The 12,409-nt window shown below is 38.7% G+C and carries 13 protein-coding genes and 1 tRNA gene; 9 read left to right on the forward strand and 5 right to left on the reverse strand.

All coding sequences use genetic code 11. From position 1 onward, the window contains the following. Window positions 1–39: 39 nt before the first annotated feature. From JXQ92_RS07835 to JXQ92_RS07850, 4 genes are read right to left on the reverse strand one after another with little or no spacing between them, the layout of a single operon-like run. The gene (locus tag JXQ92_RS07835) at window positions 40–726 is read right to left on the reverse strand and encodes a DUF2461 domain-containing protein (protein WP_421986049.1); all 687 of its coding nucleotides are present in this window, start codon (window positions 724–726) and stop codon (window positions 40–42) included. Between the two features lie 16 nt (window positions 727–742). Continuing rightward, the gene (locus JXQ92_RS07840; protein ID WP_421986050.1) at window positions 743–1,411 is read right to left on the reverse strand and encodes a DUF547 domain-containing protein; all 669 of its coding nucleotides are present in this window, start codon (window positions 1,409–1,411) and stop codon (window positions 743–745) included. After that, window positions 1,408–2,304 (reverse strand): aldo/keto reductase, encoded by an 897-nt coding sequence (locus JXQ92_RS07845; RefSeq protein WP_421986051.1) that lies wholly within the window; start codon window positions 2,302–2,304, stop codon window positions 1,408–1,410. Before JXQ92_RS07845 ends, JXQ92_RS07840 begins: the two co-directional genes overlap by 4 nt. Before the next feature lie 3 nt (window positions 2,305–2,307). Next, window positions 2,308–3,390, reverse strand: a complete 1,083-nt coding sequence (locus tag JXQ92_RS07850; RefSeq protein ID WP_421986052.1) for an AI-2E family transporter — start codon at window positions 3,388–3,390, stop codon at window positions 2,308–2,310. A gap of 246 nt (window positions 3,391–3,636) precedes the next feature. Between JXQ92_RS07850 and JXQ92_RS07855 the strand changes: the two genes are divergently transcribed. The 9 genes from JXQ92_RS07855 (at window position 3,637) to JXQ92_RS07895 (ending at window position 11,662) form a co-directional block, all read left to right on the forward strand. Further along, window positions 3,637–3,715, forward strand: a tRNA-Arg gene (locus JXQ92_RS07855). 193 nt (window positions 3,716–3,908) lie between these two features. Then, the gene (locus JXQ92_RS07860) at window positions 3,909–4,877 is read left to right on the forward strand and encodes a vWA domain-containing protein (protein WP_421986053.1); all 969 of its coding nucleotides are present in this window, start codon (window positions 3,909–3,911) and stop codon (window positions 4,875–4,877) included. After that, window positions 4,874–5,830: a hypothetical protein gene (locus tag JXQ92_RS07865; protein ID WP_421986054.1), complete on the forward strand. Its 957-nt coding sequence runs from the start codon at window positions 4,874–4,876 to the stop codon at window positions 5,828–5,830. The genes JXQ92_RS07860 and JXQ92_RS07865 overlap by 4 nt, the downstream gene beginning before the upstream one ends. A 209-nt stretch (window positions 5,831–6,039) precedes the next feature. Then, the gene (locus tag JXQ92_RS07870; protein ID WP_421986055.1) at window positions 6,040–7,218 is read left to right on the forward strand and encodes an acetyl-CoA C-acyltransferase; all 1,179 of its coding nucleotides are present in this window, start codon (window positions 6,040–6,042) and stop codon (window positions 7,216–7,218) included. Between the two features lie 53 nt (window positions 7,219–7,271). Beyond that, window positions 7,272–8,585 carry a toxin-antitoxin system YwqK family antitoxin gene (locus tag JXQ92_RS07875; RefSeq protein ID WP_421986056.1) on the forward strand — a complete coding sequence of 438 codons (1,314 nt, stop codon included), beginning with the start codon at window positions 7,272–7,274 and terminating at the stop codon, window positions 8,583–8,585. Between the two features lie 45 nt (window positions 8,586–8,630). Further along, entirely contained in the window at window positions 8,631–9,572 is a 942-nt protein-coding gene (locus JXQ92_RS07880; protein WP_421986416.1) for a phosphoribosylaminoimidazolesuccinocarboxamide synthase, read from the forward strand. Window positions 9,573–9,580: 8 nt separating this feature from the next. Continuing rightward, entirely contained in the window at window positions 9,581–9,946 is a 366-nt protein-coding gene (locus JXQ92_RS07885; protein ID WP_421986057.1) for an STAS domain-containing protein, read from the forward strand. An 8-nt stretch (window positions 9,947–9,954) separates the two neighbouring features. After that, a complete protein-coding gene (locus JXQ92_RS07890; RefSeq protein WP_421986058.1) occupies window positions 9,955–10,872 on the forward strand; it encodes a ribonuclease Z in 918 nt (305 codons plus the stop codon). A 4-nt stretch (window positions 10,873–10,876) separates the two neighbouring features. Then, window positions 10,877–11,662, forward strand: coding sequence for a queuosine precursor transporter (locus JXQ92_RS07895; RefSeq protein WP_421986059.1), 786 nt, complete (start codon window positions 10,877–10,879; stop codon window positions 11,660–11,662). A 3-nt stretch (window positions 11,663–11,665) separates the two neighbouring features. On the opposite strand, the gene JXQ92_RS07900 is transcribed toward JXQ92_RS07895, so the two are convergent. Continuing rightward, on the reverse strand, window positions 11,666–12,406 hold the full coding sequence (locus tag JXQ92_RS07900) for a TrmH family RNA methyltransferase (protein WP_421986060.1): 741 nt from the start codon (window positions 12,404–12,406) through the stop codon (window positions 11,666–11,668). Window positions 12,407–12,409: the final 3 nt, after the last annotated feature.

The raw sequence follows: 12,409 nt of genomic DNA on the forward strand, positions 1-12,409 counted from the left end.
AGGATCGAAACCAAGTGAATATTAGAATGTTTTAATCTGCTAATCGATTAATGACAATCCATTCAAATCAGTTGTTAAATAGTCTGTCATAACATTAAAAAATGGTCTCAGGGCTAAAAATGTAGCAATTGCCTCGTCATAAAACGTCGAAGACAAGACTTCCTCGTCTGAGAAATTTCTGAATACGTACATAGATTTATAGCGTAACAGATCAATCGATGGATGTTCTTTATCAAACCCTTTTGGCGCAGTCTTCACCTGATCTCCCTGTAACCCTCCAAAAACGTTTTTAAAATCATCTTGTGCCAAAACGTCCCTTAAAGGCTGATCATCTTGTGCAATCTGATTTCGAAGTAATTTCAAATCTTCTGGTGCAGGACCATAAAAACCACCACCAATTACAGTTGCACCTGGTTTAATGTGAAAATAGTAACCACCTCTTAAGTGAGGCTTGGCACGAGAGAAGCTACCAGCCCAGCGTGGGTTATAGGGAGATTTGTCTTTAGAGAAACGAACATCACGATAAACCCGCATTAAACTCTTTTTACCACTTACAGTAGTAATCTGATCATGTTCCTTCAAGGCGTTCAATAAGGAATCTGCAAATGTATAAGCTTGCTCATGTTCTGTTTGATACCAAGGTTTATTTTCAGTAAACCATTCGCGGTTGTTGTTCTTGTCAAGTTCAGATAAAAATTCTAGTGTAGATTTATTTAGTTGTGTCATCTTTAAAAAATTTAGTTTATCGAAGCTTCCATTTATATGGACGTTCGGCAATTTGATAACAGGACAGTTTCGGATCATTAAGATAGAGATTACCGAAATCATTTCTATACCAAACAAAAATAGGTGAGCAATTAATAGTCTTTTTAGCGTGGTCAATATAAAACTCAGACTTCACAAAATTCTCCGTTGCCATCACCAATAAATTATCAATATTTTCGGCGCTATAATAGGCGGTTAGTGGGCAAGAAATACTCCCACAATTCAGGGCAAAATGTATTCTGAAATCTAGTTTTTTCAGCATCAATTTATGACGGGTATCTCTCGCTAAAAACTGTAAAGGCTTACTGTTTTTTCGCTGGCCATTTCGTCTTAAAATTCCATGCTCAATATCATCTAAAGAAAGCGTGAATTCGTCAACGACTAAAGCCCTATTGGTAAAGAAATCTGGTTTATCAAAAACTGATGTTTGCAATCCATTTTTTACAATCTGATAGTTTGTAAAGCCATTATAAATATTAATCCAAAAGGCCAGCTTTTTCGAGTCATTACTCAGCTCACTAAATTGAAATATTTTAAGGCTTGTGAGGAAATCTTCTAATCGACTCAGATCACTTTCTTGACCATCCAAGTAGTTGTTCAACACCTCTTTCGACATTCTGGAAAACCGTTCGTGATCTAAACTCATCGGTGATTGGTATAACGATTTGGCTTCAACACATTGCTCAAGGCTGTAAGCTCTTCCGTAGATAATTTTGGTGCTGCTATCGTATTCAACACTTGCAGTAGCTGGGTCATGTTTCGAACTCCTGCAACAACAGTAGTGACTTCTGGCTGAGACAAAACCCACTGAAGTGAGACATGGCACACATCTCTTTTCTCAATTGAGAATGACCTAATCTTATCTATCAGTAATTCAATATCTTCTGACTTATAATTTAAATATTTTCTTAAATCTTTTTCGGCCAAAATACCCTTTGCTAAAGCACCTCTTACCATAACACCCACCTGCTGTTTTGCCAAAATATTCAATACAGTTTCTTCAGGTCTTCGATCTAGTAAACTGTATTGAATCATGTTACTAACAAGACCATTTTCTTCTACCACACGGCGGATTACATTCGGTCGAATAGAAGAGATTCCATAATGAAGAATCTTACCCTGCCCTTTCAAAAACTCAAAAGCTTCGAAAGTTTCTTCCCAATTATCATCTAGCACTCCGCCATGCAATTGGTAAATATCAACATAATCTGTACCGAGTCTTTTTAGACTTTTCTCTACAGCCTGAATTATATATTTCTTAGAAGTATTCCACTCCCAGTTTCGTTCTTCATCGTTGGGAACATTACCCACCTTAGTGGCTAAAATAACGTCTTTCCGAAACGGCTTAATAGCCTTCCCTACGGTCTCTTCATTACAGCCGTTTTTGTATATATCAGCGGTATCGAAATAGTTAATCCCAGCACTAAATGCATGCTGAATAATTCGAGCATTTTCGGCATGATCAACCCCTAAAGACATCCCCCCTAAACTTATTTCAGAAACTTTAAGATTGGCCTTTTTTAGGATCCTATAATTCATAGGTTACTGCCGCTTTAGAACATCTTCGATATTACCATTCTCAGTCATCATAATGGCCAAGCCTCGAGTGGATGGAAATTGGGCACAAATGATAATGGCAACAGAGATAATTGGCACCGACAATATCATACCCATAATACCCCATATAGATGCCCAAAATGAAAGCGCCATGATTACAACCAATGGACTTAAATTCAATGTTCTTCCCATGAGTTTAGGCTCGACATAGTTGCCCACGAATATCTGCACTACCTCTACCGTTAAGAAAACATACAAGAAAGGTGGGAATGCTGCGAACTGGAAAATTGCAAATATCGCCGGCAGCAAACTTGAAACTAGAGAGCCTATATAAGGTATATAATTTAGAATAAAGATCAGAAAAGCCCATAAGACAGGAAAGTCTACGCCCCAAGCCAGCAATATCAGATAACTAGCCACCCCTGTAATTAAGCTCACTTCAGTCTTGACGGTAAAATATTTGTTTACAGCTGTACTAATCTGACCTACTATATCCATTATGTTTTCCTTGTTGCCCTCCTTTTTAAAGAGCTTATCAAGTTTTTTGGAGAAATAATTCTCCTCAATCAAGAAGAAGATAACATACACGATGACCAAGGCAAAATTACCCAAGAGCACACTTACCGAATTGAACACACCAGACAAAATGGATTGATAATCGACCTTCTCTATGGTTTCCTGAACATCAAATTCAGGTATATAATCCCTATTGGCCTCTGTGAAATCTTTTAACTGATCTATAAAAATCTGGAGGTTACCATCATAACTCTCTGCATTTTCCGAAATGAGCCTAACATTAACCGAAACGATTTGATAAACGCCATAAAGCAATGAAAGCGTCACAATAAAGGCCATTACCCGTTGTATGATGTTTGGCAATGACTTACCTTTTACCGTGATTTTAGAAATGATCTTTCGAACAGTTCTAATCAAATACCACACGATTAATGCCAATACAATTGGTTCTAAAAACGCCCTAAAGTAGATGAGCGAAATAAAAATTCCCGACAGGATTATTATCCAGTAGGCGACGTTGCGGAGATTATCTTTGGTAAGATCTGTTTTCATAAGCGATAATACTCCTTAAAATAACGAATCCGCTTTGAAAGTAGCCCTATAAAAACCTCAAATATTTTCACATACTGTTTGATTAAGAAAAAGCTATTTTACTATATTTGCACTCGCTTTAAAAAAGCCCGTTGGTCTGCTAGCTCTCCCGAAGTTTCGGGATGGATAGCGTAACTGACAAAAGCCCGTTGGTCTGCTAGCTCTCCCGAAGTTTCGGGATGGATAGCGTAACTGACAAAAGCCCGTTGGTCTGCTAGCTCAACTGGATAGAGCAACTGCCTTCTAAGCAGTAGGTTTCAGGTTCGAGTCCTGAGCGGATCACCCAGTAGCCTCTCCATTCTTTGGAGGGGCTTTTTTTATGCTAAATCATTAATCAAGCCTGGCCCAGGGCGTTTCTTGAGTCCCTATCACGCTCAATTAACATTCTTTAACAGGGATTATTTATAAGGTATTGACAAACGGTGTTTATAAAGTAACGTGCTTGATTATATTTGCTCGTTGTTCGGAGATGCACTGTTATGACTTGGTTTAAAAGTATTGGTACGGTTGAATGGATTTTTATAGGCTTGTTTATACTTGCCTACCTTATCTACATTCTAAGGTTGGTTAGAGTAGCTAAACGAATGAATACTACTTTCAGACCTCTCCTATTCAAAATCTTACTTCGTTCTTTAGCCCTAGCATTACTTATAGTAGCATTACTCGGACCTTCTTTTGGCGAAACCACTAAAGAAGTGAAATCAGAGGGAAAAGACATTTACCTGGCCGTTGACCTCTCTCAGTCAATGAATGCATTTGACGTACAACCTACCCGTTTGGAAAAAGTAAAATATGAGCTGAAGAAAATTATTGAATCATTTAGTTCAGATCGCATTGGCTTGATCATATTTTCCTCAGAAGCTTTTGTACAGTGTCCACTCACCTATGATCAGAGTGCCCTAAACTTATTTGTAAATACCCTAAATACTGGTTTAGTACCTAATGCGGGAACGGATTTCGGTTCTCCTTTAGACATTGCGCTTGAAAAACTAGAAAGCGAATCTGGTCCTGTTACGCAGCAAAAAGCAAAAATAATTTTAATGATTAGCGATGGCGAAGATTTTGGGGATGATACGGATGAGTCCGTTAAATCGGTTGTAAAATCAGGTATTCAGCTCTTCGCATTGGGGGTTGGCACCGAAGTAGGGTCGAAAATCCGTCAAGGAAACGGCTTCAAAAGAGATAGACAAGGAACTGATGTAGTAACCAAACTAAACTCTAAGTCGTTGAGAAAGCTAGCGGTTGATACTGGTGGCAAGTATTTTGAAATAAACGAAAATCAAAACGACGTTAACCGACTGATCAGAGCAATTAACGAGGTAGAGGGTGAAGTTAGGGATGCTCGCATGATTGATGCATCTGCAAATAAGTTTTATTACTTTTTAATAGGTGCTATTGCGCTTTTAGCTTTAGACGCCATGATTAGAAGAAAGACATTAAGGATATGAAATATTTACTAGGCATACTGCTCCTATTTACGAGTGTAACAGACCCTGTTACTAAGATTGCGAAATCTAACAAACTCAAAAAGCAAGCTAGTGAAGCCTATAATGAAGGTAATTTCGAGCTGGCCATATCCTCTTACCAGCAACTATTAGATTCTTTAGAAGTTGACGACGACAAGGCGAGACTGAACTTAGCCAATGCCGCATACATCATGTCTTACGGTGGAGATAACATGGGCCTTTTAAGCGGAATTAGTTCGGGAGAAACCATGGTGGAAGATACTGCCGCACTGAATGCGATAAGCGGTGAACTAAAGTTCTTTGACATTGCCGATGCCAATTATAAACGTGTAAAGGACAGCAATAATAAACTTCTTGCCTCTATGGCACACAATCAGCTTGGCGTAATTTCTTACAAAATGGGAGAACAATCGCCTGATGAAAAAGAGTCTTTCACACAATCAGCTTTAGGCAACTTCAAAAAAGCTTTGTTGAGTAACCCTCAAAACGATCAAGCGCGATATAACTACGAATTATTGAAGAAACTGATCCGCGAACAGGAAGAGCAAGAACAAGATCAAAAGGATCAAAACAAAGATCAGGAGAAGAAGGACGATAAAGATCAAAAGGATCAGGAAAAGAAAGATCAAGATAAAAAAGATCAAGAAAAGAAAGACCAAGAGAAGCAAGATCAGGAGAAAAAAGACCAGCAAGAGCAAGAGAATCAGGAGCAGAAAAAGGACGATGAAGAGGGGAAAGAAAATGAGGAGCAAAAAGAGGGAGAACAAAAAGAAGACCCTTTAGAAAAGCTCAAAGAGAAACTAAAGGAAATGAATATCCCTTTAGAAAAGGCTCAAATGATTCTTGAGGCCATGAAAAACAACGAGACACAGTACGTTCAACAGAAAAAGCGTAAGGCCAAACAACGCAAGGATAACAGCAAACCTGACTGGTAATTCGGTTTCACTCTATTCAAAAAATTAGTACCATTCAATGCCTGGCATTCGCTTAGTGGCAGATGGCGACACCCTTTCTAAATGTAAATCCCACGTTGATCAGCTGACTGACGACTAATGTGAGGTATTAAAAACATCTGGTTCGCTATAGCGTTATATCAATCGATTGTTTAACTTTGCTAACAGTCGTTAGGTAAACTATATTTTTGATGAACGAAGTCTATATTATATCAGCAACCAGAACTCCGATCGGTAGTTTTGGTGGGAAATTAGCAGGTTTTACTGCTACTCAATTAGGTTCATTCGCCATTAAAGGCGCAATAGAAAGAGCCAACATTCAACCTGACCAAGTACAGGAAGTACTTATGGGTAATGTTGTTTCTGCGGGCTTAGGCCAAGCACCTGCTCGTCAAGCAGCGCTTGGAGCAGGTCTTGGAGAAAATGTTCCATGTACTACCATAAACAAGGTATGTGCGTCAGGCATGAAGTCGATCATGCTTGCGGCACAATCAATTATGGTTGGTACTCAAGACGTTATAGTAGCAGGTGGTATGGAAAGCATGAGTAATATACCATATTACATACCTAAGGCACGATATGGCTACAAATATGGAAATGGGGAATTAGTCGATGGTCTTGTAAAAGATGGCCTTTGGGAAGTATACAATGAGTTTCCTATGGGTAATTGTGCTGATAATACAGCAAAAGAAAAGAACATATCAAGAGAAGCGCAAGACGAGTACGCTATAGGTTCTTACAAGAAAGTAGCCGCTGCTACGGAAGCAGGTCTTTTCAAAAATGAAATCGTCCCTGTAGCAATCCCTCAGCGTAAAGGTGATCCGATTATGATGACCGAAGACGAAGAATTTAAAAATGTTTTCTTCGATAAAATACCCAAACTCAGGCCGGTATTTAATAAAGAAGGCTCTGTCACTGCAGCCAATGCCTCGACAATTAATGACGGTGCTTCTGCAATGGTATTAATGAGTAAAAAGAAAGCTGACGAATTAGGATTGAAGCCAATTGCAAAAATTAGAGGCTTTGCTGATGCTGCGCAAGACCCATTGTGGTTTACCACTGCTCCTGCCTTAGCCATTCCTAAAGCTATGGAAATGGCTAACGTTCAAAAGGATGATGTTGATTACTATGAAATCAATGAAGCATTTTCAGTTGTGGCAATTGCTAATAATCAAGAACTTGGAATAGACGCCGAGAAAGTAAACGTAAATGGTGGTGCGGTAGCCTTAGGCCACCCACTTGGTGCTTCTGGAAACAGAATAGTCACAACACTCTGCAATGTGCTAGATCAGAAAGAAGGTACTATCGGTGTGGCTGGAATATGCAATGGCGGCGGCGGTGCTTCTGCTATAGTAATTGAGAAAATGTAAGAACTATATAATATTTCTAGAAGCCTTGCGTAGTTTTACGTAAGGCTTTTTTTATGCGCACCACATTATTCATCATATTCCTCTACTTCACACTTCACATAGGAGTTGCTCAACAGATTACAACTTATTACCCTCCTGAGTTTAAGCTTAAAAAGGAAGTATATACCGTTTTAAAAGGGGATTCAACCCTAATCGATGGCGCCTATACTAAATTCTTTGAATCTGGATCAGTTTCCGTAAAAGGCGAATTCGAAAGCGGAAAGCCTAGCGGTGTGTTCACAGAGTACTACGAAAATGGTAAGATGCTTTCTGAAACCACCTATAAGGATGGTTTAAAGTCGGGCAAATTCGAGGTTTTATCGAAAGATGGTTTTCCTATTCAAAAAGGAGAATATTTAGAAGGTAAACTACATTCGAAAATAGAGTCATACTATTTAGACGGAACACTTAAAACAGCGACCACTTTCGAAAAAGGAATACCGAACGGTTTAGCAGAAGAATTCTTTCCTAACGGGAAAATTAAGCAGGAATTCACCTACGTAAATGGTAAGCATCAGGGTGTTGCCAAAACCTATTATGAAAACGGTCAAGAATCGTCTATCTACACCTATTCGAAAGGTTTAATTGATGGGCCATACAAAACTTTCTACTCAAACGGCAAGAAAGAATGGATTTACACATACATCTCTGGGTTTAAAAACGGAGCTTACGAACACTATAATTCCGCTGGTCAATTAATCGACGAGGGTACTTACATAGATGGCATTCACGATGGTAATCGTAAAACTTACTATGCTAATGGCGTGCTAAAAGAGGATTTTCAATATCAAAAAGGTGCTAAGATTGGCAAGAACATGGTCTACTATCAAAGTGGCAAAATCATGTGGGTCGAAAACTATACGCGCGTAACTAAAGATGCTGAAATCACTGAATACTATGAAAATGGTCAGGAAAAAACAGAGCAGTTTTTCATTAATGGTTATAAAGTAAAAAACTGGAAAACATATCATGAAAACGGCAAACTAAAGTCAGAAACCCCTTACGACCAAAATGCTATTAACGGAAATGTAAAAGAATTCAATGAACAAGGCATTTTGGAGCGCACCATCCCCTACCAATATGGTCGGAACACCGGAACTGAAGTGGCCTTTTTCTTGAACGGCAAAAAACATACTGAAACCAAGTTTTTAAATGGGCAGAAATCGGGCAGATATTATGAATACGATCAGAATGGCCAAGTAAAGGTCATGGGAAACCATCTATACAATGTGCGCCAAGGCACTTGGAAATATTACGATTCGAACGAAAAAGTTACCAAGACAGAAACCTACTCAAGAGGTAATCTAGTAAGTAGTTCAGAAAATTAGAATCCGCCCTTCCTAAATTCTTTTTTTGACTATTTTTACCCGATGATTGAAGGCATTAAGGAAACCCAATTCAAATTCCCTAATCAAAAGGATTTTTACCGTGGAAAAGTAAGAGATATCTACTTCTTTGAAGACCTATTAGTAATGGTAGCTTCAGATAGAATATCCGCATTCGATGTTATTTTACCCGTTGCGATTCCATTTAAAGGACAAGTACTAAACCAAATTGCTTCTAAGTTTCTTAAGGCTACTGAAGACATTGTTCCGAATTGGATTACAGAGAGCCCTGACCCCAATGTTAGTGTCGGTTTAAATTGTGATCCTTACGCCGTAGAAATGGTTATCAGGGGATATTTAGCTGGGCATGCTTGGCGAGAGTATCGCGAAGGTAAAAGGATGCTTTGTGGTGTTGCCCTACCAGATGGCTTAAAAGAGAACGACAAACTCCCTGAACCGATCATAACACCAACTACAAAAGCAAAAGAAGGGCACGACGAAGACATTTCAAGAGAAGAGATATTGTCTCAGGGAATTGTCGCTGAGGCCGAATACATTCAATTAGAGGACTATACAAGAAAGCTTTTTCAGCGTGGTACAGAAATGGCCGCAGAACAAGGCTTAATCTTAGTAGACACCAAATATGAATTTGGCAAAATGGATGATCGAATCATTCTAATTGATGAAATACATACACCAGATTCTTCAAGATACTTTTATGCTGAAGGCTATCAGCAACGACAAGATCAAGGAGAAACACAGAAACAACTTTCGAAAGAGTTTGTTCGTCAGTGGCTTATCGAAAATGGATTTCAAGGAAAGGATGGTCAGCAAATTCCAGAAATGACGCCCGAAGTTGTAAATTCCATCTCAGAACGATACATTGAGCTTTACGAACAGGTAACCGGTGAATCTTTCCAAAAAGATGGGAACCAAAACATCCTAAATAGGATTGAAACGAATATTAGTAATTACCTTATCAATAGATAACAGACAACATGAAGTTTAGCATAGACAAACAAGATTTATATACTGTTTTTAAGCTTGAAGAAGAAAAATTAGATTCTCCATTATCTCCAGATTTGAAATCGGAATTAGTGTCTCTACAAGCACAAGGAACACAAAACTTAATACTGAATTTATCGGCAACTAAATACGCTGATTCTTCTGGACTAAGTGCCTTATTAACTGGAAATAGAGCTTACACGGAAAATGGAGGTGCTTTTATTCTATCTGAGATTACTCCTTTTGTAGATAAGTTACTTACAATCTCTCAACTGAATAACGTATTGACAATTCTAGCTACTGATGAAGCTGCCAAAGATTTAATCTTAGCGAACAGCCCTGAAGAGGATGGCGAATAGTCTCCATTTTGGGAATCAGAGTTAAAATATTAGGATCCAACTCCGCAGCACCTGCACATCGCAGACATCATACTGCTCAACTGCTCAATATTGAGGGTAAGTACTATTTGATGGACTGCGGGGAAGGAACTCAATTGCAACTCAAGCGCTTTCACATTAAGGCGCAACGCATCAATCACATTTTCATATCGCATCTGCATGGCGACCATTATTTAGGCCTAATGGGCCTTCTTTCTACCATGCACCTTATGGGTCGGACCAAAAAGCTCGATTTATATGGACCAAAAGGCCTTTCGGAAATTATTACCATGCAGTTGAAGTATTCGGAAACGGTATTCAACTATCCTATCAACTTTGTGGAAGTAGATACCAAAGTATCTAAAGTGATTCACGAGGATGATTTTGTTAAAGTAATTTCCATTCCTTTAAATCATCGAATTCCTTGTAGCGGGTACCTTTTTCAGGAAAAAAAGAAGAATCGGAGACTGATCAAAGACTTACTCCCCCCAAACCTTTCCATCAGAAACATCACTAAGCTGAAACATGGCGAAGACATCGTAAATGAAGAAGGGAAAGTCGTTTTCAAAAATGAGGAAATGACAATGCCCCCTAAAAAATCTTTCTCGTACGCCTTTTGTTCCGATACCAAATACGACGAAACTATAGTACCGATCATAAAGAAGGTAGATATGCTTTATCATGAAGCTACTTTCTTGGAAGAGCATGCCGATCGGGCAGCCAGAACTTTCCATAGTACAGCAAAAGAAGCAGCTACTATTGCCCTAAAAGCAGAAGTTGGTAAATTACTACTTGGTCACTTTTCAATCCGGTATAAAGAGTTGAAACCTATTGAAGATGAGGCTAAGACAGTTTTCGAAGAATCTTACCTTGCCATAGAAGGAGAAGAATTCGTACTTGATTTCTAAAACAGTGAGTAAATCAATTTTAAAAAGTAAAAAGACTAACCTCTTTATAATCCTCAGCGGTATTTTTATTACAAATGCGCTGATAGCCGAACTCATTGGCGGTAAAATATTCTCAGTAGAAAAAACCTTCGGTTACGATCCACTTGATGTAACCCTATTCAATGATTTTCTTCTACAGTTTAACCTTACTGCCGGGGTAGTACTCTGGCCAGTAGTTTTTATCACAACCGATATTATCAATGAATACTACGGTAAAAAAGGTGTTAGAAGAATAACGTTCATCACTGTCGGCCTTATTTCCTATGCTTTTCTCACTATTTATATGGCTATGAAATTAGCACCTGCAGATTTTTGGTTGAGCGTATTTGAAACTGATGCTAATGGGAATCCTTTTGACATAGATTATGCCTTTGAAATGGTGCTAAGCCAAGGTCTGAATATCATTTTTGCCTCGCTCGTTGCCTTTGTAATCGGGCAATTCGTAGATGTTTATGTTTTCCATAAACTCAGAAAAGTGACTGGAAAAAATAAAATATGGCTCAGGGCTACCGGTTCCACCTTAGTATCTCAGTTGATCGACAGCTTCGTAGTACTTGTGGTAGCATTCTATTTCTTAGGAGGTTGGTCGCTTAGTCAAGTATTAGCAGTTGGTACAACTAACTACATCTATAAATTCTTAATAGCCGTAGCCTTGACTCCATTGCTTTATGTGGCTCATTATCTGATAGACGGCTACCTTGGAAAAGAACTTTCAGAGGAATTAATGGCTGAAGCGAGCAACGATAACTGAGGTTTAGCTTCGATAGAAATTATCTAGAATTACGGCCGTAGCGATGGCTACATTCAATGATTCTGCCCCACCCCTTGCTGGTATTTGAAGTGCGTGGGAAATGTAAGGAATCAGGTCTTCACTTATGCCATTAGATTCATTCCCCATGACAACCAAGCCTGATTGCTTAAGATCAGACTTATAAATTGAATCACCTGATAAAAGGGCACCATAGATCGGCAAACTAATACTGGACAATAAAGCTTGTATATCTACATAATGAATAGCCACCCGTGTAAATGACCCCATTGTGGCATTAATCACTTTAGGATTATATACATCGGCAGTTTCCTTGCTACAATAGATGTTTTCAATGCCATACCAATCCGCAATTCTAATTATCGTACCAAGGTTACCAGGGTCACGAACATCATCTAAAACAATGCTCAAGCGATCTTCAGGCACTACCAAAGTTTGTGAGTCTGGTATTTTCACTACAGCAATAGCAGCGTTGTTCGTCTTAAAAGTTCCTACTTGAGCTAAATCCGTAGGCTTACATTCCAGTATTTCTTCAGCTTTATCTTCCAGTTCAGAGGTAATTGATGATAAATAAGAAGAAGTTGTTAATAAATGTGTCACCTGAAAACCCGATTTTAGCACCTCAGAAACACCTTTTGCACCTTCGACCAAAAACTTTCGCTCTTGAAGCCTATATTTCTTTAATTGCAGAGATTTAAAATACTTAATCAGTCGTTTAGAAAGCATATT

It is taken from the genome of Roseivirga sp. (assembly GCF_049099775.1).
GTDB lineage: Bacteria > Bacteroidota > Bacteroidia > Cytophagales > Cyclobacteriaceae > Roseivirga.